Below are 22558 nucleotides of genomic sequence, written 5' to 3' on the forward strand. Positions count from 1 at the left end.
CGGCATCGCGGGCCAGGCCACCATGGGCCGCCCGCGACGCCTGCCGCAAATCAAGTCTTGGCGGCCGCATTGCGGCCCGCTGCCGGCGCCCCGCGCCGCAATCCCAGCCAGGTTCCCGCCAGCACGCAGGCCAGTCCCGCGACGTGCGTGGGCGTGACGTGCTCGTCCAGGAACAGGGCCGCGAACAGCAGGCCGAAGATCGGCAGCCAGTTCACGAACAAGGCTGCCCGGCTGATGCCCAGCCGCGCGATGCCGGCATTCCAGACGATGTTGCTGACGCCCGAGGCGATCACCGCGGAAAACAGCAGCACCAGCCACGGCCACCACGTCATCTGCCAGGTATCGCCCTGGTAGGACGCGGGCGTCAGCGCCGCGTGCACCACCAGCATCAGGCCGCCGGCCAGGTACATGTACCAGAGCATGCCCAGCGGATCCATGCTGCGCGACATGCGCTGGATCACCAGCCCGCCGCAGACGAACACCAGCACCGCCACGAACACGATCGCATCGCCCCAACCCGTCAGGCCGATCCGCGCGCCGCTGCCGACCACCACCATGCCCACGCCCAGGAGACCCAGCAAGGCGCCGGAAATGCGCACCAGCGTCAGTTTCTCGCGATAGAAGATGGCCGCCAGCAACGCCGACAGCAAGGGGCTGGTCGCCATGATGAGCGTGCCGTTCGCGGCTGACGACACCCGCAGGCCTGTCACCAGTGCAATCTGGTGCGCGTACACGACCAGGAAGCCCGCCAGCGCAACCCAGCCCAGCTCCGCGCGCCCGAGCCGGGGGATGCGGCCGCGGCGGGCCTTGATGATGAGGGTGACTGTGATGAACGCAATGACGATGCGCACGGCCGCCAGGGCCTGCACATCCATGTGCAGCGTCAGGTACTTGACCGAGACGATGTTCAGGCCCCATGTGGCCATGACGAACATCAATTGAAGATAGATAAGACCTGTGCGGTCCTGGCTTGCATCAACTGTCGGGGACGTCACGGGCGCCGGCCTGGAAGGGGAATGGGACGCGCCGCCCACGCGGCGCCGCGGACATGGTATCGCGCCTGGGGCCTGGACTCAATGCGCGCCGAGGTATGCGGCCCGCACGTTGGGATCGCGCAGCAGTTCCGCGCCCGAGCCGCTCAGGGTGATGCGGCCGGTCTCCAGCACATAGGCCCGGTCCGCCACGCCCAACGCCTGGTTGGCCATCTGCTCCACCAGCACGATGGTCAGCCCGTCGTCGCGCAGCTTGCAGATCGCCGCGAAGATGTCCTGCACGATCAAAGGCGCCAGCCCCAGCGAGGGTTCGTCCAGGCACAGCAGGCGCGGTTCGCTCATCAGCGCGCGCGCCATCGCCAGCATCTGCTGCTCGCCGCCCGACAAGGTGCCGGCCAGCTGCTCGCGCCGTTCGCGCAGCCGCGGGAACAGCCGGTAGCCGCGCTCCACGCCTTCGGCCACTGCCGCGGGATCCCTGCGCCGGATGTAGGCGCCCAGCACCAGGTTGTCGTAGACGGTCTGGTCCGCGAACACGCCGCGCCCTTCCGGCGACAGCGCCAGGCCCAGGCCCACGCGCTGATGCGCCGCCACCTGCGTGATATCGCGCCCGTCGAAGGTCACGCGTCCGCGCTGCAAGGGCTCCAGGCCCGCCACGCCCTTCAAGAGCGTGCTCTTGCCCGCGCCGTTAGCGCCGATGATGGTCACGATCTCGCCCGCGCGGATCTCCAGCGACACATCGCGCACCGCCTGGATCGCGCCATACGAAATCTGCACGGATTCTAGTTTCAGCATCGTCTTACGGCCTGTTCCTACGCCTATGGCCTGGCCTCAGGCCATGCCGGTTCCCAGATACGCCTCGATCACGCGCTTGTCCGCCTGCACCTGGGCGGGCTTGCCCTCGGCGATCTTGATGCCGTAGTCCAGCACGATCACGTGATCGGAAATCGCCATCACCAGATCCATATGGTGCTCGACCATCAACAGCGTGATGCCGCAGGACTCGCCGATGCGCACCAGCAGCTCGCCCAGTTCCGCGGTCTCCTGCGGGTTCAACCCGGCCGCCGGCTCGTCCAGCAGCAGCAAGGTCGGTTCGGTGGCCAATGCGCGCGCCAGTTCCACCCTGCGCTGCAGGCCATACGGCAGGCTGCCCGCCGGCGTATCGGCCAGATGCTCCAGACCCACCATGCGCACCAGGCGATAGGCGTGCTCGCGCGCGCGACGCTCCTCGGCCCGTGCTCGCGGCAGTCCCAGCAGCGCAGCCCAGAAGCCGTTCTTCATGCGGCTGTGGCGGCCCAGCAATACGTTATCCAGCACCGACAGCTCGCCGAACAGGCGCAGGTTCTGGAAGCTGCGGCCGATGCCCAGCTTGCAGATCACATGCGGCCGCTCGCCCGCGATATCCGTGCCCTGGAAACGGACCACGCCCGCATCCGGCAGCACCACGCCGCTGAGCATGTTGATGAGGGTGCTTTTGCCCGCGCCGTTCGGCCCGATCAGCGCATGCACGTGGCCGCGCCGCAGGCAGAAGGAAATGTCCTGCGCCGGCTTCACGCCGCCATAGGCCTTGGAGAGGCTCTCAACCACCAGCAGCAGGTCTTCCTGCGCCCCAACGGCCTGCTTGGCCGCGGGCGGGGCCGCCGCCTCGCCCGCGCCTTGCGGCCGCGCATCCGCGACCCGCTGCGTGCGGCGCGAGAACAGTCCCATCACGCCGCCTGGCATGAAGTACAGCGCGAACAGCAGCAATGCGCCGTAGAAGAAATGCTGCACCGAGGGCCAGCGCGCCAGCATCGCGTCGATGATGGTCAGCGCAATCGCGCCCACGGCCGGCCCCGCCTTCGAGCCCGCACCGCCGAACAGCACCAGCAGCAGGATGAAGATCGACAGGTTGAAGCCGATGAAGTCCGAGTTGATGTACTGGTTCTGCTGCGCCACCAGCGCGCCCGCAATGCCGCAGGTCACGGCCGCCACCACGAAGGCGATGACCTTGGCGCGATACACGCGCACCCCGACGGAAGACGAGGCGATCTCGTCGGCCTGCACCGACAGCAGCGCGCGCCCGAAGCGCCCGTCCAGCACGTTGCGCAGCAGGAGCTGCGTCGCCACGCACAGCACCAGCGCGAACCACACCCACTGCTGGTTGGTGAACGGGTTGCCGCCCCAGGTCAGCGGCATGATGCCGAACAGGCCCGAAGGGCCGCCAAACACGTCCACCCATTCGGTGACGATCTTCTCCATGACGATGCCGAAGGCCAGCGTCACCATGGCCAGGTAAGGCCCTTTCACGCGCAGCGACGGCAGGGCGATCAGCACGCCGAACACGCCGGCCACCACGGGCGCCGCGGCCAGGGCCAGCCATGGATCGACTTGCCAGCGCGAGGTCAGCAACGCCGCCGTGTAGGCGCCGGCTGCAAAGAGGCCCGCCTGCCCCAGCGACTTCTGTCCCGCATACCCCACCAGCACGTTCACGCCCGCCGCGCACAAGTAGTACACGCAAGCCATGAACACGATGCGCAGGTAGTAATCGTTGTCCACCAGGGCGGCGAACAAGGCTAGCGCCGCCGCGAGCGCCACGGTTATCAAGGTCTGGCCGTGCCGCTTCATACCTTCTCCGCCAGACGCTTGCCGAACAGGCCGGTGGGCTTGACCGCCAGCACCAGGATCACCAATCCGAAGATCGCCACTTCACGCCATTGCGACTGCCAGAGGTTCACGTAGGACTCCAGCAGCCCCAGCACAAAGCCGCCCAGCACGCAGCCGCGCGGATTCGACAGGCCGCCTATCATCGCGCCGGAAAAGCCCTTCAGGCCGATGGCCAGGCCCATGAATATCGAAGCCGACGTGATCGGCGCGACCAGAAAGCCCGCCAGCCCGGCCAACGCCGAACTGGCGAAGAAGGCGCCGGTCATCACCGCGTTCACATTGATGCCCATCAGGTTGGCGACCGCGGGATTGGCGGCCACGGCCCGCATCGCCTTGCCCAGCACCGTGCGGTTCATGATGCGGTCGAACAGCACCATCACCACCACCGCCACGGCGAGCAACAGCAGTTCCTGGCTGCGCACGCCCGCGCCGAACACGCGGATCACGTCGTCGCCGAAGGGCGCCGGCACCGTGACGGGCGCCGGTCCCCAGACCGCGAACGCGGCGCTCTGCAGCAGGATGCCAAAGCCGAGCGTGCTCATGACCCACGCCATGCCCGGGCGCGAAGCGAACGGCCGCACGCCGAACACGTATAGCAGCACGCCCAGCATGCCCATCACCAGCACCGCCGCAAGCCCCGCCAGCAGATACTCCCAACCGCTCAATTCCAGCCCCGTGAAGGCCGCGGTGGTGACCGGCTTGCCGGCAAACAGGAACAAGGCGCCTACCCCGATGAACGCGCCCACGGACACGAATTCCCCATGCCCGAAGTTGAGCGTGCGCGTGGTCGTGAACGTGATGCTGAAGCCCAGCGCCACCAGCGCATAAGCGCCCCCCACTGCTAGCCCGCTGACGAGCGCCTGCAACAATGTCGCCAACATGATGGCCCCTTATGCCTGTCGCTGTCCTGCTACTTGGCGACGGCGACGGTCACGTCGTCGGCGTAAGGCACCAGCTTGCCGTCCTGCCAGTGCGCCCACTTGTAATCGCTTACCAGCAGCGCATCGTGCACCGTGGCCGAGAATGGCTTGGTGTAGGTCTTCATCGCGCCTTCGTAGGTGCCATCCAGGTTCTCCAGCGCCAGGCGCACCTTCTCGCCATCGGTGGAGTTCGCCTGCTTGATCGCCATGCCCAGCAGGTTCATGCCGTCATAGGCATGCGCCAGGAAGCCGAACGCGGTGGGCGAGGTCATCTTGGCCGACACGCGGTCATACAGCTTCTGCTGCGCGGCCGTGCGGTTGTCGGTGATGGTGCGCAGGAAGAAGGGCTTCTCCGACAGCGTCTTGCCCGCCGTATCGTAGAAGGCGATATTGTCCGCCGCCCACGAGGTCAGCGTCAGCGGGAACCAGTTGATCTTCTCCATGCTGCGGAACACGTGCGCGATCGGCGTGCTCTGCGCCCAGATCACCACCGTATCCACGCCCGCCGCCTTCAGCTTGTTCAGCTGCGACGTCATATCGGTATCGGCCACACCGAACTTCTCGACCGCCACGGCCTTGACGCCTTGCGCCGCGCCGACTTCCTCCAGGTCCTTGAGCGCGCTCTGGCCGTAGCCGGTGGTCTCGATCATGAAGCCTACATTCTTGACCTTGGGATTCTTCTTCAGGTAGCCGATCACGCCGTCCACCTGTTCGCGGTCCACCATGCCAACGCGGAACATGTAGTTGTCCGCGCCCGCGCGCATGGGCTTGGTGATGTCGGTGCCGGAACCGATGGCGCCCATGACGGGGATCTTCTTCTGGTTCGGGATGTGCTTCCAGGCCAGTGCGTTGCCGGAATTGGTGGGACCAACGATGGCCACGACCTTCTCGTTATCGATCAGGTCCGCCATGTTCTGGATGGACTTCGGCGGCTGCGACAGGTCATCGCGCACCACCAGCACCAACTTGCGGCCGAGCAGGCCGCCATTGGCATTGATGTCGTCAATGGCCGTGCGCAAACCCAGCACCGCGGCCTGCCCGCTTTGCGCGGACGGCGAAGCCGACAGGTCGCCGTTAAAGCCGATCTTGATGTCCTGGGCGTAGGCCTGCGCGCCCACCGCCAGCGCGCACAAGACGGCCGCCTTGGACAAGGTGGAAAAAATCCCCGTTGCTTTCATCGTTGTCTCCTGTGTTTTTCAGATGTGCTGCACGTCGATGATTCTTTTTTCTGCCTCTCGCCCGTGGAGCCTGGCGCTATACCGCGAGATAGCCGCCGTCCACCGGCAGGGACACGCCTGTCACGTACTGCGCCATCGGCGAAGCCAGGAACACGGCGGGTCCCACCAGGTCTTCGGGCTGTCCCACCCGTCCCAGCGGAATGCGCTGCATGAAGTTCGCCAGCCGGGCGGGATCGTCCCGCGTGTACTGCGTCATCGGCGTTTCGATGACGCCCGGCGCAATGGCGTTGACCCGTATGCCGTCGGGCGCGAGGTCGCGCGCCATGGCCTGCGTCATCATCTTCACGCCGCCCTTGGACGGCGAATAGCCCAGGGTGGCGCCTACCCCGGCGAACGACGCGATGGAGCCGACGTTGATGATGACGCCGCGCGTGGCGCGCAACGCCCCCAGGAAGGCGTGGATCATGTTGAAGCTGCCGTTCAGGTTCACGTCCAGCACGCGACGCCAGTTCTCGGCGGCGCGCGGGCTGTCTATGCCTTCGCGGATCAGGATGCCGGCGTTGTTGACCAGCACGTCGATCGGCCCCACTTCCAATTGAACCTGCGCCGCGACCGCCGCGCATGCCTCGGGGTCCGTCACGTCGAGCGCGTGGCTCCAGGCGTCGCCGCCGGTGTCGATGATGGCGCCTGCCGTCTGCGCGGCGTTGTCGGCCTGCACGTCGGTCGCCACCACGCGCGCGCCCGCGGCCGCCAGGCCCAGCGCCAATGCCCGTCCGTTACCCTGCCCCGCTCCCGTCACCAGGACCAGCTTGCCCTGCAGCAGTCCCGCCGGCGCGGCACTCATGCGGCCGCCTGCGCGGAAGCGTCCGCCTGCACGCGCGCTGCGGCCTTGCCGGCGGCGGCAATGCTCTGGCCCGCGATATAGCCGAAGGTCAGCGCCGGACCCAAGGTGATGCCCGCGCCCGGATAGTTGCCGCCCATGATGCTGCAGGCGTCGTTGCCCACGGCGTACAGGCCGGGTATGACCGCCCCCAGTTCGTTCAGTGCGCGGCCCTGGCCATCGACCTTCAGGCCGGCGAAAGTGCCGATGTCGCCGATCATGACCTTGATCGCGTAGTACGGCCCTTTCACGATGGGCGCCACGCAGGGATTCGGGCCATGCAGCGCATCGCCCTGATAGCGGTTGTAGGCCTTGCTGCCCTTGCCGAATTGCGGATCGCGGCCCAGCGCCGCCTCCCGGTTGTATGCTTCGACCGTCTGACGCAGGCTGCCGGCATCAATGCCGGTCTTCTGCGCCAGTTCCGCCACCGACGCGCCGCGAGTCAGATAGCCCGTGTCCAGATAGCGCTTGATGGGCAATGGGAACGGCGCCACGCTGCCCAGACCATACTTGCGCAGGGTCTTGTGGTCGCAGACCAGCCAGGCGCAGGTCTCGCCCTGCCCCTCGCATGCGCGCACCATCTCCTGCACGAAGTCGTGGTACGAACTGCCTTCGTTGGTGAAGCGACGGCCATTGCGCGTGACGGCGATGACGCCCGGCTTGGCGCGGTCGATGAAGTGCGGCATGTAGCCCGGGCTGCCGTCCTTGCGCGTCACCACGGACACCGGCACCCATGCCGCGGCATTGGGCAAGGCGGTGTTGACCTGCCCGCCCGCGCTCTCGGCCAGGCGCAGCCCGTCGCCGCTATTGCCCGTGGGCGACGGAGAGTAGTGTTCCGTGCCGTTGGGTGCGTGTGCATACAGCTGCTTGCGGCGTTCGATGTCGTACGGAAAGCCGCCGGAAGCCAGCACCACGGCGCGCGCGGCGCGCACGCGCACGGCCGCGCCATCGCGCTGCACGACCGCGCCGCGCACGGCGCCGTCTTCGATGATGAGGGACTTGGCCGGCGCGTTCAGCCACAGGGGCACGCCCAGCTTGAACGCGGAGGCCGCCAGCCGGCCCGCCAGCGCATTGCCGTTGGTCAGCGTCATGCCGCGGCCATGCCTGGCCACGTCCAGGAAATGCCGGGTCAGGCGCTTGGCCACGTACCAGGCCGAGGCCAGCGAGCGCGTGACCCGCATGAAGTGCACGATCTCCTTGCCAGAGCCCAGCATCATGCCGAACACAGTCAGCTCGGGCAGCGCGGGCGCCAGGTCCCTGACGTGGGCGCCGAGCTTGCGGCCGTCGTAGGGCCGCGCCACCATCGAGCGTCCGCCCTGCTTTCCGCCGGGCGCTTCCGCGTGATAGTCGGGGAACACCAGCGGCATGTCGAACTGCACTTCGGTGTTCGACGTGAAGAAGTCCACCGCGCGCGGCCCCTGCTCCAGAAAGGCATCCACACGTTCAGCGTTGTAGCTGTCGCCGGCTTCGTGGCGCAGATAGGCGCGGCCTTCGTCCGGCGTTTCATGGATGCCCTGCACCTTGGCCAGCGAGGTGCCCGGTATCCACAGCCAGCCGCCGGAACGCGCGGTGGAGCCGCCGAAGCGCGGCTCTTTTTCAACGATAAGGACCTTCAGGCCTGACGTTGCCGCGGTGATTGCGGCAGCCATGCCCGACGCGCCCGACCCGACCACCAACACGTCGCAGTCGTATTGACGAGAATCTTCCACGTTGTCTCCATACCCTTGGGGCGGCTTGCTCCCGATCGCAAAACCGGGGCAGCCTTCTTATTCTTTCGACTGTAGAGAACGCATTTGATAATGTCAATATGGTTCACGATTAGCGAAAGTACTAACATAGGCAATCTCATTCGATAAAAGAAAATGGCCACCAGACCCAGCTCCGGCAAGCGCAATGCCGATCACGCTCCTGCCTCGCCGCCGCGCAGGCGCGGCATCCAGTCCATCGAAGTCGGCGGCAAGATTCTGCTGGCGCTGCTGGAACACTCGTCTTCGTTGCCGCTGGGCGCGCTGGCCAAAGCCGCCGGCATGTCGGGCGCCAACGCCCACGCCTATCTCGTCAGTTACGGCAATCTGGGCCTGGTCAGGCAAGACCCGAACACCGGCGAATACGAGTTGGGGCCGCTCGCGCTGCAGCTGGGGCTGGCGGCGCTGCACCGGCTCGATCCCATCAAGATCGCCATCCCCATGACGCGCGAGTTCGCCGAAAGAACCGGACAAACCATCGCCATCGCGGTGCTGGGCAACCTGGGGCCAGTCATCGTTCACCTGCACGAATCCAACTACCCCATCCACGTCAACATGCGCACCGGCACGGTCATGTCGCTGACCAACACGGCGACGGGCAAGGTGTTCGCGGCGCTGCTGCCGCCCAAAAAAATAGAAAGCCTGTTGCATGAAGACCATCTGCGCCTGGGCGCCGTGCCTTCTTTGGGCAAGACAGAAAAGTTCGAACGGACCCTGCGCGAAGTCCGCCAGCGCGGCGTCGCGCGCGCCATGGGCGACCCCATCCCCGGCATCAACGGCCTGAGCGCCCCCGTGTTCGACTCCAACGGCAACGTGGTGCTGGTGATCACAGCCATCGGCGCAGCCGGCGTGTTCGACGTGCGCTGGACCAGTCCGTTGATCGATGACATCAAGCGCTGCGCCGACGCCATCTCAGCTGAACTGGGTTGGCAGAACCACGACGTGCGCGCGACGCGCCAGGGCTAGCGTCCGCAGAACAGAAAGGCCACGCGGCAAAAAAAGGCCGCTGCACGGTCGGTTCCATGCAGCGGCCTTTTGTATGGCGGATCACGCTTGCGGCAAAGCCGCGCGCGTTCAGCGCAGCAGGACCTTGTCCAGCGATTCAGTAAAGCGCTTGGCGTCCTGGAAGCCCACCACGCGCGCCTCGGGCAGCTCCTTGCCACCCGGTTCGAAGAACATGATGCCCGGCGGGCCGAAAAGGCGGAAGCGCTTGAGCAACGCGCGGTCATCGGCGTTGTTCGCGGTCACGTCGGCCTGCACCAGCAGCATGCCCGACATGCGCTGCGCAACGCCCGGATCGGTAAAGGTGAAGCGCTCCATCTCGCGGCACGACACGCACCAATCGGCGTAGAAATCCAGCATCACCGGCTGACGGCTTTGCGCCAGCAAGGCGTCCAGTTCCGCGTTGTTGCGCACGCGGGTGAAGTGCACCTCGCCGCTGCTGGCCGCCGCGCCCACGGGCGCATCGCCGCGCGCCGCCAGGTGCGACAACGGCTGCAGCACGTCGCGTCCGCCACTGGCTGCGCCGATCAGCCAGGCCGCGGCCGCCAGCGCCAGCAACAGGCCCACACCCTTGCCGAACATGCGCGCAGCGCCCGCGCCATCGGGCAAGGCATCGAACGCCCGCAGCATCACGGCGGCAACCACGGCCAGGAAAGCCCAGCCCGTCATCTGCACCCAGGTCGGCACTACCGGGATCAGCATCCACCAGGCGGTCGCCAGCAAGAGCATGCCGAACAAGCGCTTCACGCCGTCCATCCAGGGACCGGCCTTGGGCAGCAAGGCGCCCGAGGACGCCCCCACGATCAAGAGCGGCACGCCCATGCCCCAGGCCATTGCGAAGAGCGCCGATCCGCCCAGCACCACGTCCCCGGTCTGCGAGATATACAACAGCGCGCCCGCCAACGGCGCGGCCACGCAGGGGCCGACGATCAGCGCCGACAAGGCGCCCATCACCAAGGCGCCGGTGTAGCGCCCGCCCGGAATGCGCGCCGAGCGCTGCGACAGCCAGCCCTGGATGCCGGCAGGCATCTGGAACGTGAAGGCATCGAACATGGCCAGCGCCAACACAGCCAGCAGGATGGCGAACAGGGTCAGGATCCAAGGCGTCTGCAGCCAGGCGGCGAGTCCGGCCCCGCTCAATCCGGCCGCCACGCCCAGCGCGGTGTAGACGACGGACATGCCCAGCACATAGGTCGCGGCCAGAGCCAGGCCGCGGCCGCGCGACGGCTTGGCCTGCGCGGCCCCGCCGAGCACGATGGAGGACAGGATGGGAATCATGGGCAACACGCAGGGCGTGAATGCCAGCAACAGGCCCAGCACCAGGAACACGCCGGCGGTCTTTACCCAGCCCAGGCCGCCCAGGGCGTCGGCCAGGCCGGTGTCGCCCGCGTTGACCAGCGCGCCGAGCCCGCTGGATGCGCCAGACGCGGCGGCCGGGATTCCTCCCGGTCCAGCCAGTGCATAGCCACCTGCCACCGGCGTGAGTTTCACGCTGCTGTCCATGGGCGGGTAGCACAGCCCCGCATCGGCGCAGCCTTGCGCGGTCAGGGTCAGGGTGAAGGGCTGTCCGCCCGCAGCCACCGGCACGCGGATCACCACGTCCTGGTGGAAGACCTCCATGTCCTTCTCGAAGGTCGGGTCGTACTTGACCTCGCCCTTGGGATAGACGGCTTCGCCCAGCTTGGCGGCGCCGATGGGACTGATGGTGATGCCGAAGCGCTCGCGGTACATGTAGTAGCCCGGCGCGACGCGGTAGCGCAGTTCCAGCGTTTCAGGCGCCACCATCTCGGCGCTGAACACGAAGGCCTTCTCGGGCTCCAGGAACTCGGCCTCGGCGCGCGCGGCAGCCTGCCAGCCCAGCAACAGCAGCATCATGGCCAACAAGGCCAGCCACTGCCTGAAGAAGGCGCGCGGCGCGCGGGACTCGCGCCGGAGCGCGCCGATACCGACTAGTTGCAACATCAGTCTCTCTTGTTCTGCGTGACGGCCGTCTGTTCACGCACCCAGTCCAGATAGGGCGCCGCGCCGCCAATGACAGGCAGCACGATGATCTCGGGCACATCGTAGGGATGCATCTGCGCCAGGGCCTGCACTACGGCCTGGTGGCGCGCGTATGTGGTCTTGATGTGGATGGGGATTTCTTCCGCCCCTTCGACCTCTCCTTTCCACATGTAGATGGACAGGCCCGGCGCGCCAAGGTTCACGCAGGCGGCCAATCCGTCTTCGACCAGGACATGCGCAATCCGCTTGGCCAGCAGCAGGTCGGGCGCATTGCTGATGACCAGCACAACGTCGTCATCTCGCAACATGGAGGCTCCTCGGGATACCCGTATGGGACGTAACTCGGGGTATTTTATCGGTATTGCGGCCATCGTCCGGATCCGCCGGGCCTGAACGCGCCGCCATGCCACCCGCACCCACCGAGGCACGCATGTCCGATAACTGCCTGTTCTGCCGCATCGCCCGTCACGAAATCCCCGCGCACGTGGTCCACGAGGATGAACGCCTGCTGGCCTTTCTCGATATCCACCCGGTGCGCCCCGGGCATGTGCTCATCATCCCCAAGCAGCACTATCCCTATTACGAGGATATGCCGGCCGACCTGGCAGGCAGCATCCTCAACCTGGGCCAGAAGCTCGGACGCCACATGAAGCGCCTGTATGACGTGGAACGCGTGGGCTTCGCCTTCACCGGCATCCACGTGGCGCATGCGCACGCCCACGTCATCCCCATGCATCACCCGCAGGACGTCACGTCCACCCAATACATCGAGCAGCAGGACCTGACCTTCAAGATGCCGCCGCAGCCCGCAACCGAGGCGCTGGCCGCAACAGCGGCGCAACTGCGTAGCGAGCTGCACGCCTCGTAGCGCGCGGCGGCCGCACAAAAAAAACAAGGGCGGGTCCGAAGACCCGCCCTTGTCGCTTATCGAGCTACCGAAATTATTCGGCGCTGTCCTCAGCGGCTTCATCGACTTCCGGACGGTCAACCAGTTCCATGAAAGCCATGGGAGCGTTGTCGCCTTGACGGAAGCCCATCTTCAGCACGCGGGTGTAGCCGCCGTTACGGGCCGCGTAGCGCGGGCCGATTTCGGCGAACAGCTTCACCACCGCATCGCGATCGCGCAGACGGGCAAAAGCCAGACGCTTGTTCGCGAGCGTGGGCTCCTTGCCCAGCGTGATCAGGGGTTCGATGACGCGGCGCAATTCTTTCGCCTTCGGCAGCGTGGTCTTGATGGCTTCGTGGGTGATCAACGAAACGGCCATGTTGCGGAACATGGCAAGACGGTGACTGCTGGTGCGGTTGAGCTTACGCAAGCCATTACCGTGACGCATGATAAGTTTCCTTTGAATCTAAAGATGGCGTCAGCCATCGGGTTGCCGGCTCTTCTATCAACCTGCAATCAGGCCGCGGTCCGGTAGAAAACGGTGCATTTTACGACGGTTTCGCAAACTGGCCGGCGCGAGGCCGGCTGCCTGCGGGAACCGCCCCTTTCCAGAGGCGGCACCCTTTCAAGACTTAGGGACGCTCCAGGCCCAGGGGGGGCCAGTTTTCGAGCTTCATGCCCAGCGTCAGGCCGCGTGCGGCCAGGACTTCCTTGATCTCGTTGAGCGACTTGCGACCCAGGTTCGGGGTCTTGAGCAGCTCGTTTTCGGTACGCTGGATCAGGTCGCCGATGTAGTAGATGTTTTCGGCCTTCAGGCAGTTGGCCGAACGCACGGTCAGTTCCAGGTCGTCGACCGGGCGCAGCAGCACCGGATCGATCTGCGGCGTGCCGCGGACCGGGGCTTCGTACGAATCGCCAGCGCCTTCCAGGGCGGCGAAGACCGAGATCTGGTCCATCAGGATGCGAGCCGACTGGCGCACCGCTTCCTCGGGCGAGATGACGCCGTTGGTTTCGATGTCCAGGACCAGCTTGTCCAGGTCGGTACGCTGTTCCACACGGGCGCTTTCAACCGCGTAGCTCACGCGGCGGACCGGGCTGAACGAAGCGTCCAGAACGATGCGGCCGATGGTGTGGGTGCGGTCTTCCGACAGCGCGCGCACGTTGCCCGGCACGTAGCCGCGGCCCTTTTCAACCTTGATCTGCATTTCCAGCTTGCCTGCATCCGTCAGGTTGCAGATGGCATGGCCGGGGTTGATGATCTCGACGTCGTGCGGCAGCTCGATGTCGCTGGCCAGCACGGTGCCCGCGCCGGTCTTGCGCAGAACCAGGGTCACTTCGTCGCGATTGTGCAGCTTGAAGACCACGCCCTTCAGGTTCAGCAGGATGTCGACGACATCTTCGCGAACGCCCGGGATGGTCGAGTATTCGTGCACCACGCCCGTCATCTGGACTTCGGTCGGCGCGTAGCCGGTCATCGAAGACAGCAGGATGCGGCGCAGGGCGTTGCCCAGCGTGTGACCGTAGCCACGCTCGAACGGCTCCATCACGATCTTGGCATGGTGCGTGCCGACCGGTTCGACTTCAATGGAGCGCGGCTTCAGGAAACCTTGAGTGGACATTTACTGTGTTCCTTTTCAATACCCTCGGCTCGTTACACCGATAAGGCTGATGGACAGGGTGAAACTTGAAATGCGGACGGCGCGAAAAACACCGGCCAATACTTACCGCAAAGCCCGCTCCGCCTGAAGGCGGAAAGCGGGCTGCTGCGGGACGTGCGAACGGGTCGCGAGACCAGCTCGCCGGCGCATTGCGAAGGTAGCGCCGGCAGGCCTGATTAACGCGAGTACAGTTCGACGACCATCGATTCGTTGATGTCGCGAGCGACGTCAGCGCGATCGGGGGCCGACTTGAACGTACCGGTCAACTTGGTCGTATCGACTTCCACCCACTGGGGGATGCCGATGCTGGTGGCCAGGTCGAGCGATTCCTTGATGCGGCCTTGCTTCTTGGCCTTTTCGCGGACCGACACGACGTCGCCAGCCTTGACCAGCATCGAAGCGATGTCAGCCGTGTGGCCGTTCAGTTCGATGGCGCGGTGGCTCACCAGCTGGCGAGCTTCGGCGCGGGTCGAGCCGAAGCCCATGCGGTAGACGACGTTGTCCAGGCGCGATTCCAGCAGCTGGATCAGCGTTTCGCCGGTGTTGCCACGGCGACGCTCGGCTTCAGCGAAGTACTTGCGGAATTGCTTTTCCAGCACGCCGTACATGCGCTTGAGCTTTTGCTTTTCGCGCAGCTGCAGACCGTAGTCGGAAGTGCGGGCACCCGAAGTGCGGCCGTGTTGGCCAGGCTTGGAATCCAGCTTGCACTTGGAATCCAGCGAGCGGCGGGCGCTCTTCAGGAACAGATCAGTACCCTCGCGACGCGAGAGCTTGCATTTGGGTCCAGTATAACGAGCCATGTGGATTCCCTTTAGATACGACGACGCTTCGGCGGACGGCAGCCGTTGTGCGGAACGGGCGTGATGTCGGCGATGGACGAAATCTTGATGCCCAGCGCGTTCAGAGCGCGGACCGACGATTCGCGGCCAGGGCCGGGGCCCTTGATGCGCACTTCCAGCGTCTTGATGCCGTACTCCAGCGCAACGCGGCCAGCCGTTTCAGCAGCGACCTGCGCGGCGAACGGGGTCGACTTGCGCGAACCCTTGAAGCCAGCACCGCCCGACGTGGCCCACGACAGCGCGTTGCCCTGACGATCGGTGATGGTGATGATGGTGTTGTTGAACGACGCGTGAACGTGCGCGATGCCGTCCGAGACGTTCTTCTTGACCTTTTTGCGCACGCGCGAAGCGCCGCTGGTGGAAGCTTTCGCCATAATCCAGTTCCTCGATTATTTCTTCAGGGACGCAGCAGCACGACGCGGGCCCTTACGGGTGCGGGCGTTGGTGCGAGTGCGCTGGCCGCGCACGGGCAAACCGCGCTTGTGACGCATGCCGCGGTAGGTTCCCAGGTCGATCAAACGCTTGATCGAGAGCTGTACTTCACGACGCAGGTCGCCTTCAACCGTGAACAAACCAACATGTTCGCGGACGCGTTCCAATTCAGCGTCGCTCAGATCCTTGACCTTTTTGTCAAAGGGTACGTTTGCCGCTTCGCAAATCTTGCGAGCGCGCGTACGACCGATGCCAAAAATGGCGGTCAGGCCGATCTCGGCGTGCTGTTGCGGCGGAATGTTAATGCCAGCAATACGGGCCATGACTGTTCCTTGAATAAATCCGTTGCGTAGTCGCTAACCCGAGTTAGCCTTGACGCTGCTTGTGACGCGGGTCGGTGCAGATAACGCGCACCACGCCGTGACGTTTGATAACTTTGCAGTTGCGGCAGATCCGCTTAACCGATGCCATTACTTTCATGGTTGACTCCTAATTTTCCGTAATCCGGTTCCGCTCATTTGGAGCGGAAAACTATCCTGGCTCGCGTCAGGTCATAGGGCGTGAGCTCCACTGTGACCTTGTCACCCGGCAGGATCCGGATGTAATGCATACGCATCTTGCCGGAAATATGGCCCAACACCACGTGGCCGTTTTCGAGCTTGACGCGAAATGTCGCGTTCGGGAGGTTCTCAAGAACCTCACCTTGCATCTGAATGACGTCGTCCTTGGACATTCTTTTGCTTACCGCATCGGCAAACCCGCGCCCTTGAAGTTAGCCTTCTTGAGCAACGAGTCGTACTGGTGAGACATCATGTAGGCCTGAACCTGCGCCATGAAATCCATCGTCACCACCACAATAATCAACAGGGACGTACCACCGAAGTAGAAAGGAACGTTCCAGCGCATCACCAAGAATTCCGGCAACAGGCACACCAACGTGATGTAGATGGCACCTGCGAGCGTCAGACGCATCAGGATCTTGTCGATGTAGCGCGCTGTTTGTTCGCCCGGACGGATGCCCGGAACAAACGCACCACTCTTCTTCAGGTTGTCCGCCGTTTCGCGGCTGTTGAACACCAGAGCCGTGTAGAAAAAGCAGAAGAAAATAATCGCGACCGAGTACAGCGTGATGTAGAGCGGTTGACGAGGCGACAGGGCCGCAGCCAGGTCGCTAAGCCAGCGCATGTTCTCACTGCTGGAGAACCAGCTCGTGATCGTGGCCGGGAACAGAATGATCGACGATGCGAAGATCGGCGGAATCACCCCTGCCATGTTCAGCTTCAGCGGCAAATGCGAGCTTTGACCACCGTAGACCTTGTTGCCGACCTGACGCTTGGCGTAGTTCACCGTGATCTTGCGCTGTCCGCGTTCCACGAACACCACAAAAGCGGTAACCAGCACCACCAGAGCCACGATGAACAGTGCCGAAAGCACGGACATCGAGTTGGTGCGGACCAGGTCCAACAGTGCAGCCAGCGCCGCGGGCAGACCCGCAACGATACCTGCGAAGATCAGGATGGAAATCCCGTTGCCCAGACCACGTTCCGTGATTTGCTCACCCAGCCACATGACGAACATGGTGCCGGTGACCAAGGTCACGACGGTCGTAAAGCGGAACAGCATGCCCGGATCGATCACCAGTCCCTGCTGGGACTCCAACGCTACCGAAATGCCCACAGCCTGCACCAGCGCCAGCACAACCGTGCCGTAGCGGGTGTATTGGGTGATCTTCCGACGGCCGGCTTCGCCCTCTTTCTTGAGCGATTCCAGCGACGGCACCACCACAGACATAAGCTGCATGATGATGGATGCCGAAATGTACGGCATGATCCCCAGGGCAAAAATCGAGAAGCGCGAGAGCGCCCCGCCCGAGAACATGTTGAACAGGCCCAGGATCCCGCCCTGGTTCTGACGGAACAAGTCCGCCAGCGCATCCGGGTTGATGCCCGGCACGGGGATGTGTGTACCCAAACGGTAAACCACCAGGGCGAGCACCAGGAACACGAGGCGGCGCTTCAGATCGCCGTACCGTGCTCCGGTTTTGCCCAATGCCTGCGCGTTAGCCACTCGTCACCTCGTGATCAAGCAAGCGAGCCGCCCGCGGCTTCGATGGCGGCGCGAGCGCCGGCCGTCGCGGTAATGCCCTTGAGCACGACCTTGCGCGAGAGTTCACCCGACTTGATGACCTTGGCGAAACGAACCGCCTGGCCAATCACGCCAGCGGCCTTCAGCACTTGCACGTCGACTTCGTCGATGGGCAGGGCTTGCAGGTCCGACAGACGGACTTCGGCGTACAGGTGCTGACCGAGCGGGGTGAAACCACGCTTGGGCAGGCGACGCTGCAGCGGCATTTGACCGCCTTCGAAGCCAACCTTATGGAAACCGCCCGAACGCGACTTCTGACCCTTGTGACCACGGCCGGCGGTCTTACCCAGACCCGAACCGATGCCACGGCCGACGCGGCGCTTGGCGTGCTTGCTGCCCTCAGCGGGCTTCAGCGAATTAAGTTGCATATCCGACATGGTGATTCCTTAGGCTTCCGAGACGGAAACGAGATAATCCACCTTACGGATCATCCCACGCACCTCGGGCGTATCGACCAGCACGCGGCTGCTGTTGATACGGCCCAAGCCCAAACCGCGAATCGTGTCACGGTGCGATTGCTTGGTACCGATCACCGAGCGCACGAGGGTCACTTTGATCTGCTTCTGAGCCATGATTTACCCCAGGATTTCTTCGACCGACTTGCCGCGCTTGGCAGCAACATCAGCCGGGGTCATGGAGGCGCGCAGGCCGTTCAACGTGGCGCGAACCATGTTGTAGGGGTTGCTCGAGCCCAGGCTCTTGGCAACCACGTTACGCACACCCATCACATCAAAAATAGCGCGCATCGGGCCGCCGGCGATAACGCCGGTACCTTCAGCAGCGGGCGAGATCAGCACGGTAGCGGCGCCATGCTTGCCAACCACGGTGTGGTGCAGCGTGCCGTTCTTCAGAGCGACCTTGAACATGCCGCGACGGGCCTGTTCCATAGCCTTCTGAACGGACACCGGCACTTCACGCGCCTTGCCCTTACCCATGCCGATGCGGCCATCGCCATCGCCAACCACGGTCAGCGCGGCAAAGCTCATGGTGCGACCACCCTTGACCACTTTGCTCACGCGGTTGACCGCGATCATCTTTTCGCGGAGGCCGTCATCGTTCTCTTTTTCCGCGGCGTTCTTGCCTTGTACTTTAGCCATTTGACAGATCCTCGCTTAGAACTTCAGGCCGGCTTCACGCGCGGCATCGGCCAGCGCTTTCACGCGGCCATGGTAACGAAAGCCCGAGCGATCGAAAGCGACCAGTTCAATACCGGCAGCCTTGGCCTTTTCGGCCACGCGCTTGCCGACCAGCGACGCAGCGGCTTTGTTGCCGCCCTGACCGGACTGGCCGGACAGTTGCGCGCGCACTTCGGCTTCGACCGTCGAGGCGCTGACCAAAACGCGATCGCCTTCCGGCGAAATGATGTTGGCGTAGATGTGCTGGTTCGAGCGGAAAATCGAGAGGCGATGAACGCGCAGCTCGTTGATCTTCCGGCGGGTCGGAACCGCACGACGCAAACGGGAAACTTTTTTGTCCATGATTCGTCCTTGCGTGCGCCGTTATTTCTTCTTGGTTTCTTTGATGACGACGCGTTCGTCCGAGTAACGCACGCCCTTGCCCTTGTAGGGTTCGGGTTCGCGGTACGCGCGGATTTCAGCGGCCATCTGACCGACGACTTGCTTGTTGGCGCCCTTGATGACGATTTCCGTCTGGGTCGGGCACTCGGCCTTGATGCCGGCCGGCAACTGGTGCAAAACGTCGTGCGAGAAACCGAGCTGCAGCTTAACGGCGTCGCCTTGGATCGATGCGCGGTAACCCACGCCGACCAGGGTCAGCTTGCGCTCGAAGCCCTTGCTCACGCCCGTGACCATGTTGGCCACCAGAGCGCGCACGGTACCCGACATGGCGTTGGCGTGACGGCTGTCGTTGGCGGCGGCAAACGTGAGCTTGCCGTTGTCCAACGCAATCGTGACGTCGCCGGTCAGGGCTTGGGTCAGGGAGCCCAGCGGGCCCTTGACGGTGATCTGATCCTGCTGGATGTTGGCTTCAACACCCTTGGGCAGTTCGACCGGATACTTAGCGATACGTGACATTCGAATTTCTCCTTAGGCCACGTAGCACAGCACTTCGCCGCCGACGCCGTTGGCGCGAGCCTTACGGTCGGTCATGACGCCGCGCGAGGTCGAAACGATAGCCACGCCCAGGCCGTTCATGACCTGAGGAATGCTGGTACGGCCCTTGTAGATACGCAGACCGGGGCGCGAAACGCGTTCGATGCGCTCGATGACCGGACGGCCAGCGTAGTACTTCAGGGTGATCTCGAGCTCAGGCTTGGCCTGGGTGCCCTTGATTTCAAAGCTGTCGATGTAGCCTTCGTCCTTCAGCACAGCGGCAATGGCCGCCTTCAGCTTCGAGGAGGGCATGCTCACCGTAACTTTGTCCACTTGCTGCGCATTGCGAATGCGGGTCAGCATATCGGCGATGGGATCGCTCATGCTCATATTGTTTCTCCTACCAGCTGGCCTTGGTGATGCCGGGGATTTCACCCTTCATCGCCATTTCACGCAGTTTGTGGCGCGTCAGGCCGAACTTGCGGAACACGCCGCGCGGACGACCGGTGACCACGCAACGGTTACGTTGACGCGTCGGGTTGGCATTGCGCGGCAGCTGTTGCAGCTTGAGCCGAGCTTGGTAACGTTCTTCGTCGGTCTTCGACTGGTCGTCGATGATCGCCTTCAACTCAGCGCGCTTGGCGGCGAACTTGTCAGCCAGCTTGGCGCGCTTGATGTCGCGATTGATGAGGGAAAGTTTAGCCACGTCATCAGCCCCTTAGTTACGGAACGGGAAGCTGAAGGCCGTCAACAGCGCCTTGGCTTCTTCGTCGGTCTTCGCGGTGGTGGTGATGCTGATGTTCAGCCCACGCAGCGCGTCGATCTTGTCGTACTCGATTTCGGGGAAAATGATCTGCTCTTTCACCCCGATGTTGTAGTTGCCACGGCCGTCGAACGCACGACCCGAGATGCCGCGGAAGTCGCGCACGCGAGGCAGCGCAACCGCCACCAGGCGATCCAGGAATTCGTACATGCGTTGACCGCGCAGCGTGACCATGCAACCGATCGGGTAGTTTTCGCGGATCTTGAACCCGGCGATAGCCTTCTTGGTCTTCGTCACGACGGGCTTCTGGCCGGCGATCTTGGTCAGGTCGCCAACAGCGTGCTCGATGACTTTCTTGTCCGACACCGCTTCCGACACACCCATGTTCAGGGTGATCTTGGTGATGCGCGGCACTTCCATCGTGCTCTTGTAGCCAAACTTGGCTTGCAGGTCGGCAGCGACCTTGCTCTTGTAGAGATCTTGCAAACGAGACATGTCTATCGCCCCTTACGCCTTGGCGCCGACAACGGCACCATTGGAACGGAACACGCGAACCTTGCGGCCTTCGACTTCTTGCACGCCGACGCGATCGCCACGGCCGGTGGCCGGGTTGAACAGCGCGACGTTCGAGATGTGAATCGGCATGGTCTTTTCGACAATCCCGCCCGGGTTGTTAGCCATCGGGTTGGCTTTCACGTGCTTCTTGACGACGTTGACGCCTTCGACCAGAACGTGGTCGGCATCGACGCGCGCCAGCACGGTACCGCGACGCTTCTTGTCGCGGCCGGTCAGGACGATGACTTCGTCGCCTTTACGAATGTTGTTCATCGTAGGGCTCCTTACAGCACTTCCGGGGCCAACGACACGATCTTCATGAACTTCTCGGTACGCAGTTCACGCGTAACGGGTCCGAAGATGCGGGTGCCGATGGGCTCCAGCTTGGCGTTGAGCAACACAGCGGCATTGCCACCGAAACGAATCAGCGAACCGTCTTTACGGCGCACGCCCTTGGCGGTACGAACCACCACGGCATTGTAAATTTCGCCTTTCTTGACGCGTCCGCGCGGAGCCGCATCTTTGACGCTCACCTTGATGATGTCGCCGATACCGGCATAACGGCGCTTGGAGCCACCGAGCACCTTAATGCACATGACATGACGCGCACCAGTGTTATCGGCCACATCCAGCGTGGTCTGCATTTGGATCATGATTTTTCCTGTTCCAACTTAACTGGAAATACGGTTTTCCCAACAAGGGAACACTGCAATTCCTGCCAGTTTTGGTCCCGTCAGGTCTGCCGCCCTGCTTTTGTGTTGGCATGTCTGGAGCTTTCGCCCTACTCACGCAACTGGTTGGCAACGCAACGACCCTGGGTTGAAATCCTGCGGGTATTCCCCCAACACGTCGGGCTAACCTGCATAGGCGCGGGCCAACTCGATCGACAATCTGGGAAAGCTGATAATTCTAACGTGGTTAATTTTTGAGCGCAAGCACTTTGTGTGGATAACCCACAAAAGCCACGCTTTCCCCGTGACCGGGGTGAACCGAGGCTATCCGCCCCTATTTCTGGCGGTAGTAGCCCTTCTCCCAGGCATCGTGGTTGGCCTTGCCGCGACGGATTTCGTCCGTGAAGGGGGCAGCCATGAGCACCAGGCGGTTTAGCCATTTTACCGGAGCGCGGCAGGGACGCTCGAAGTCCACGAAGAGCACGGCGCGCAGTCCGGCGGTGTCGTTGTGGACCTGGTGCGGGTACAGGTCGTCGAACACCACCGCCTGCCCTTCGCGCCAACTGTAACGCTCGCCCCCGACCTCGATCCAGCATTGCTCGGCCGGTTCGGGTACCACCAACCCCAGGTGCAGGCGCAGGACGCCGTTGTACGGCCCCGTGTGCAGGGGGATGCGCTTGCCGGCCTCCAGGATGGAGAAGAACGCCGTGCGGATGCCCGGGATTCCCTGCAGCGCCCGGGCGGTCGCCGGGCAGCGCGCCAGATTGCGCTCGGAGCGCAGGCCGTAGCCCATGAAGACGAAAGTCTTCCATTGGTCGTCCGAGGTGATCTGGCCCACGTCGGGAGAGATTTCATGGAAGGCGGGGAGGTGCTGGCGTTCGGAGAGCAGGCCTGCCAGCTCAGCGCGGATGGCGGGCGCCTGGGCCTCGAGCGCGGCGACCCAGGAAAACTGGTCATTGTCGAAAATGGGACGGTCGCCGACCAGCGAGGCCTGGGCGATCCGGTTGCGCAACCAGTCTATGAAACGGAAAAAGGTGCGCGAGTAGAAACTGGGCTTGCTGGGCGGACGCGCATCGAGGGGTTGCACAATAGGTAGCCGGATAGACAGCCAAAGATGCACCATTTTGTCCATGCCGGCGCGGGCACGCAAGACTTGCGCCAGCAGATTGGCTCCAAGGCGCCGCCGGGCATTGGCCCTCC

The 22558-nt window shown here is 63.8% G+C and carries 30 protein-coding genes; 2 read left to right on the forward strand and 28 right to left on the reverse strand.

Annotation, left to right across the window (positions count from 1 at the left end):
• Positions 1-50: 50 nt before the first annotated feature.
• From AC1RHV_RS12120 to AC1RHV_RS12150, 7 genes are all read right to left on the reverse strand, one after another.
• Positions 51-935 carry a DMT family transporter gene (locus AC1RHV_RS12120; RefSeq protein WP_119449922.1) on the reverse strand — a complete coding sequence of 295 codons (885 nt, stop codon included), beginning with the start codon at positions 933-935 and terminating at the stop codon, positions 51-53.
• Between the two features lie 138 nt (positions 936-1073).
• Positions 1074-1784: an ABC transporter ATP-binding protein gene (locus AC1RHV_RS12125; RefSeq protein ID WP_492300920.1), complete on the reverse strand. Its 711-nt coding sequence runs from the start codon at positions 1782-1784 to the stop codon at positions 1074-1076.
• A 36-nt stretch (positions 1785-1820) separates the two neighbouring features.
• Complete coding sequence (locus AC1RHV_RS12130; protein WP_313387911.1) at positions 1821-3593, reverse strand: branched-chain amino acid ABC transporter ATP-binding protein/permease; 1773 nt, start codon at positions 3591-3593, stop codon at positions 1821-1823.
• On the reverse strand, positions 3590-4513 hold the full coding sequence (locus AC1RHV_RS12135; RefSeq protein WP_054457247.1) for a branched-chain amino acid ABC transporter permease: 924 nt from the start codon (positions 4511-4513) through the stop codon (positions 3590-3592). Before AC1RHV_RS12135 ends, AC1RHV_RS12130 begins: the two co-directional genes overlap by 4 nt.
• 29 nt (positions 4514-4542) lie before the next feature.
• Positions 4543-5730, reverse strand: coding sequence for an ABC transporter substrate-binding protein (locus AC1RHV_RS12140; RefSeq protein WP_119449743.1), 1188 nt, complete (start codon positions 5728-5730; stop codon positions 4543-4545).
• 76 nt (positions 5731-5806) lie between these two features.
• Positions 5807-6574 carry an SDR family NAD(P)-dependent oxidoreductase gene (locus AC1RHV_RS12145; protein ID WP_054457250.1) on the reverse strand — a complete coding sequence of 256 codons (768 nt, stop codon included), beginning with the start codon at positions 6572-6574 and terminating at the stop codon, positions 5807-5809.
• Complete coding sequence (locus tag AC1RHV_RS12150; RefSeq protein ID WP_492300923.1) at positions 6571-8319, reverse strand: FAD-dependent oxidoreductase; 1749 nt, start codon at positions 8317-8319, stop codon at positions 6571-6573. Before AC1RHV_RS12150 ends, AC1RHV_RS12145 begins: the two co-directional genes overlap by 4 nt.
• A gap of 153 nt (positions 8320-8472) precedes the next feature.
• On the opposite strand from AC1RHV_RS12150, the gene AC1RHV_RS12155 reads away from it, so the two are divergent.
• Positions 8473-9321, forward strand: coding sequence for an IclR family transcriptional regulator (locus AC1RHV_RS12155; protein ID WP_082401217.1), 849 nt, complete (start codon positions 8473-8475; stop codon positions 9319-9321).
• A gap of 108 nt (positions 9322-9429) precedes the next feature.
• Here the strand turns inward: AC1RHV_RS12155 and dsbD are convergent, their stop codons facing one another.
• Together dsbD and cutA are read right to left on the reverse strand one after the other, a co-directional pair.
• A complete protein-coding gene (dsbD, locus tag AC1RHV_RS12160; protein WP_156337431.1) occupies positions 9430-11319 on the reverse strand; it encodes a protein-disulfide reductase DsbD in 1890 nt (629 codons plus the stop codon).
• On the reverse strand, positions 11319-11666 hold the full coding sequence (gene cutA / locus AC1RHV_RS12165; protein ID WP_054457254.1) for a divalent-cation tolerance protein CutA: 348 nt from the start codon (positions 11664-11666) through the stop codon (positions 11319-11321). The genes dsbD and cutA overlap by 1 nt, the downstream gene beginning before the upstream one ends.
• A gap of 122 nt (positions 11667-11788) precedes the next feature.
• Between cutA and AC1RHV_RS12170 the strand changes: the two genes are divergently transcribed.
• Positions 11789-12226 carry an HIT family protein gene (locus AC1RHV_RS12170; RefSeq protein ID WP_054457256.1) on the forward strand — a complete coding sequence of 146 codons (438 nt, stop codon included), beginning with the start codon at positions 11789-11791 and terminating at the stop codon, positions 12224-12226.
• A gap of 73 nt (positions 12227-12299) precedes the next feature.
• Here AC1RHV_RS12170 and rplQ read toward each other — a convergent pair whose 3' ends face one another.
• From rplQ to AC1RHV_RS12265, 19 genes are all read right to left on the reverse strand, one after another.
• Positions 12300-12692 (reverse strand): 50S ribosomal protein L17, encoded by a 393-nt coding sequence (gene rplQ / locus AC1RHV_RS12175; RefSeq protein WP_006389635.1) that lies wholly within the window; start codon positions 12690-12692, stop codon positions 12300-12302.
• A gap of 184 nt (positions 12693-12876) precedes the next feature.
• Positions 12877-13863 (reverse strand): DNA-directed RNA polymerase subunit alpha, encoded by a 987-nt coding sequence (locus AC1RHV_RS12180; protein WP_006216514.1) that lies wholly within the window; start codon positions 13861-13863, stop codon positions 12877-12879.
• A gap of 215 nt (positions 13864-14078) precedes the next feature.
• Positions 14079-14702, reverse strand: a complete 624-nt coding sequence (rpsD, locus tag AC1RHV_RS12185) for a 30S ribosomal protein S4 (protein WP_054457258.1) — start codon at positions 14700-14702, stop codon at positions 14079-14081.
• 11 nt (positions 14703-14713) lie between these two features.
• Positions 14714-15115, reverse strand: coding sequence for a 30S ribosomal protein S11 (gene rpsK / locus AC1RHV_RS12190; protein ID WP_006216516.1), 402 nt, complete (start codon positions 15113-15115; stop codon positions 14714-14716).
• Positions 15116-15130: 15 nt separating this feature from the next.
• Positions 15131-15496: a 30S ribosomal protein S13 gene (gene rpsM / locus AC1RHV_RS12195; protein WP_008168996.1), complete on the reverse strand. Its 366-nt coding sequence runs from the start codon at positions 15494-15496 to the stop codon at positions 15131-15133.
• A 43-nt stretch (positions 15497-15539) separates the two neighbouring features.
• Complete coding sequence (gene rpmJ, locus AC1RHV_RS12200) at positions 15540-15653, reverse strand: 50S ribosomal protein L36 (protein ID WP_003806928.1); 114 nt, start codon at positions 15651-15653, stop codon at positions 15540-15542.
• Between the two features lie 34 nt (positions 15654-15687).
• Entirely contained in the window at positions 15688-15906 is a 219-nt protein-coding gene (infA, locus tag AC1RHV_RS12205) for a translation initiation factor IF-1 (protein WP_003806927.1), read from the reverse strand.
• Positions 15907-15914: 8 nt separating this feature from the next.
• Positions 15915-17240 carry a preprotein translocase subunit SecY gene (gene secY / locus AC1RHV_RS12210; RefSeq protein ID WP_013397001.1) on the reverse strand — a complete coding sequence of 442 codons (1326 nt, stop codon included), beginning with the start codon at positions 17238-17240 and terminating at the stop codon, positions 15915-15917.
• Between the two features lie 14 nt (positions 17241-17254).
• Positions 17255-17695 carry a 50S ribosomal protein L15 gene (gene rplO / locus AC1RHV_RS12215; protein WP_059379401.1) on the reverse strand — a complete coding sequence of 147 codons (441 nt, stop codon included), beginning with the start codon at positions 17693-17695 and terminating at the stop codon, positions 17255-17257.
• A 9-nt stretch (positions 17696-17704) separates the two neighbouring features.
• Positions 17705-17890: a 50S ribosomal protein L30 gene (rpmD, locus tag AC1RHV_RS12220; protein WP_175133197.1), complete on the reverse strand. Its 186-nt coding sequence runs from the start codon at positions 17888-17890 to the stop codon at positions 17705-17707.
• Between the two features lie 3 nt (positions 17891-17893).
• Positions 17894-18415: a 30S ribosomal protein S5 gene (gene rpsE / locus AC1RHV_RS12225; protein WP_013397003.1), complete on the reverse strand. Its 522-nt coding sequence runs from the start codon at positions 18413-18415 to the stop codon at positions 17894-17896.
• Positions 18416-18430: 15 nt separating this feature from the next.
• The gene (gene rplR, locus AC1RHV_RS12230) at positions 18431-18796 is read right to left on the reverse strand and encodes a 50S ribosomal protein L18 (protein ID WP_054457260.1); all 366 of its coding nucleotides are present in this window, start codon (positions 18794-18796) and stop codon (positions 18431-18433) included.
• Positions 18797-18817: 21 nt separating this feature from the next.
• Positions 18818-19351: a 50S ribosomal protein L6 gene (rplF, locus tag AC1RHV_RS12235; RefSeq protein WP_054457262.1), complete on the reverse strand. Its 534-nt coding sequence runs from the start codon at positions 19349-19351 to the stop codon at positions 18818-18820.
• A 12-nt stretch (positions 19352-19363) separates the two neighbouring features.
• On the reverse strand, positions 19364-19759 hold the full coding sequence (gene rpsH, locus AC1RHV_RS12240) for a 30S ribosomal protein S8 (protein ID WP_006216525.1): 396 nt from the start codon (positions 19757-19759) through the stop codon (positions 19364-19366).
• Between the two features lie 10 nt (positions 19760-19769).
• The gene (rpsN, locus tag AC1RHV_RS12245) at positions 19770-20075 is read right to left on the reverse strand and encodes a 30S ribosomal protein S14 (protein WP_006216527.1); all 306 of its coding nucleotides are present in this window, start codon (positions 20073-20075) and stop codon (positions 19770-19772) included.
• Between the two features lie 12 nt (positions 20076-20087).
• The gene (gene rplE, locus AC1RHV_RS12250) at positions 20088-20627 is read right to left on the reverse strand and encodes a 50S ribosomal protein L5 (protein ID WP_054457265.1); all 540 of its coding nucleotides are present in this window, start codon (positions 20625-20627) and stop codon (positions 20088-20090) included.
• Between the two features lie 12 nt (positions 20628-20639).
• Positions 20640-20960 carry a 50S ribosomal protein L24 gene (gene rplX / locus AC1RHV_RS12255; protein WP_006389623.1) on the reverse strand — a complete coding sequence of 107 codons (321 nt, stop codon included), beginning with the start codon at positions 20958-20960 and terminating at the stop codon, positions 20640-20642.
• An 11-nt stretch (positions 20961-20971) separates the two neighbouring features.
• Entirely contained in the window at positions 20972-21340 is a 369-nt protein-coding gene (gene rplN, locus AC1RHV_RS12260; RefSeq protein WP_006216531.1) for a 50S ribosomal protein L14, read from the reverse strand.
• A 352-nt stretch (positions 21341-21692) separates the two neighbouring features.
• On the reverse strand, positions 21693-22445 hold the full coding sequence (locus AC1RHV_RS12265) for an aspartyl/asparaginyl beta-hydroxylase domain-containing protein (protein ID WP_492300928.1): 753 nt from the start codon (positions 22443-22445) through the stop codon (positions 21693-21695).
• Between the last annotated feature and the right edge of the window lie 113 nt (positions 22446-22558).

The sequence above is a fragment of the Achromobacter sp. GW823-FHT04E03 genome (assembly GCF_058796095.1).

What these genes read in the sequence shown, in the direction of transcription:
- rpsM (WP_008168996.1), bottom strand. Translation starts at nt 15,496, where the DNA reads ATGGCCCGTATTGCTGGCATTAACATTCCGCCGCAACAGCACGCCGAG.
- AC1RHV_RS12120 (WP_119449922.1), bottom strand. Translation starts at nt 935, where the DNA reads ATGTTCGTCATGGCCACATGGGGCCTGAACATCGTCTCGGTCAAGTAC.
- AC1RHV_RS12130 (WP_313387911.1), bottom strand. Translation starts at nt 3,593, where the DNA reads ATGAAGCGGCACGGCCAGACCTTGATAACCGTGGCGCTCGCGGCGGCG.
- rplO (WP_059379401.1), bottom strand. Translation starts at nt 17,695, where the DNA reads ATGTCGGATATGCAACTTAATTCGCTGAAGCCCGCTGAGGGCAGCAAG.
- AC1RHV_RS12155 (WP_082401217.1), top strand. Translation starts at nt 8,473, where the DNA reads ATGGCCACCAGACCCAGCTCCGGCAAGCGCAATGCCGATCACGCTCCT.
- AC1RHV_RS12135 (WP_054457247.1), bottom strand. Translation starts at nt 4,513, where the DNA reads ATGTTGGCGACATTGTTGCAGGCGCTCGTCAGCGGGCTAGCAGTGGGG.
- rpsD (WP_054457258.1), bottom strand. Translation starts at nt 14,702, where the DNA reads ATGGCTCGTTATACTGGACCCAAATGCAAGCTCTCGCGTCGCGAGGGT.
- rplQ (WP_006389635.1), bottom strand. Translation starts at nt 12,692, where the DNA reads ATGCGTCACGGTAATGGCTTGCGTAAGCTCAACCGCACCAGCAGTCAC.
- AC1RHV_RS12125 (WP_492300920.1), bottom strand. Translation starts at nt 1,784, where the DNA reads ATGCTGAAACTAGAATCCGTGCAGATTTCGTATGGCGCGATCCAGGCG.
- rpmD (WP_175133197.1), bottom strand. Translation starts at nt 17,890, where the DNA reads ATGGCTCAGAAGCAGATCAAAGTGACCCTCGTGCGCTCGGTGATCGGT.
- AC1RHV_RS12145 (WP_054457250.1), bottom strand. Translation starts at nt 6,574, where the DNA reads ATGAGTGCCGCGCCGGCGGGACTGCTGCAGGGCAAGCTGGTCCTGGTG.
- dsbD (WP_156337431.1), bottom strand. Translation starts at nt 11,319, where the DNA reads ATGTTGCAACTAGTCGGTATCGGCGCGCTCCGGCGCGAGTCCCGCGCG.
- rpsH (WP_006216525.1), bottom strand. Translation starts at nt 19,759, where the DNA reads ATGAGCATGAGCGATCCCATCGCCGATATGCTGACCCGCATTCGCAAT.
- cutA (WP_054457254.1), bottom strand. Translation starts at nt 11,666, where the DNA reads ATGTTGCGAGATGACGACGTTGTGCTGGTCATCAGCAATGCGCCCGAC.
- rplF (WP_054457262.1), bottom strand. Translation starts at nt 19,351, where the DNA reads ATGTCACGTATCGCTAAGTATCCGGTCGAACTGCCCAAGGGTGTTGAA.
- rplE (WP_054457265.1), bottom strand. Translation starts at nt 20,627, where the DNA reads ATGTCTCGTTTGCAAGATCTCTACAAGAGCAAGGTCGCTGCCGACCTG.
- rplN (WP_006216531.1), bottom strand. Translation starts at nt 21,340, where the DNA reads ATGATCCAAATGCAGACCACGCTGGATGTGGCCGATAACACTGGTGCG.
- infA (WP_003806927.1), bottom strand. Translation starts at nt 15,906, where the DNA reads ATGTCCAAGGACGACGTCATTCAGATGCAAGGTGAGGTTCTTGAGAAC.
- rpmJ (WP_003806928.1), bottom strand. Translation starts at nt 15,653, where the DNA reads ATGAAAGTAATGGCATCGGTTAAGCGGATCTGCCGCAACTGCAAAGTT.
- rpsK (WP_006216516.1), bottom strand. Translation starts at nt 15,115, where the DNA reads ATGGCGAAAGCTTCCACCAGCGGCGCTTCGCGCGTGCGCAAAAAGGTC.
- AC1RHV_RS12140 (WP_119449743.1), bottom strand. Translation starts at nt 5,730, where the DNA reads ATGAAAGCAACGGGGATTTTTTCCACCTTGTCCAAGGCGGCCGTCTTG.
- rplR (WP_054457260.1), bottom strand. Translation starts at nt 18,796, where the DNA reads ATGGACAAAAAAGTTTCCCGTTTGCGTCGTGCGGTTCCGACCCGCCGG.
- AC1RHV_RS12170 (WP_054457256.1), top strand. Translation starts at nt 11,789, where the DNA reads ATGTCCGATAACTGCCTGTTCTGCCGCATCGCCCGTCACGAAATCCCC.
- rpsE (WP_013397003.1), bottom strand. Translation starts at nt 18,415, where the DNA reads ATGGCTAAAGTACAAGGCAAGAACGCCGCGGAAAAAGAGAACGATGAC.
- AC1RHV_RS12180 (WP_006216514.1), bottom strand. Translation starts at nt 13,863, where the DNA reads ATGTCCACTCAAGGTTTCCTGAAGCCGCGCTCCATTGAAGTCGAACCG.
- rplX (WP_006389623.1), bottom strand. Translation starts at nt 20,960, where the DNA reads ATGAACAACATTCGTAAAGGCGACGAAGTCATCGTCCTGACCGGCCGC.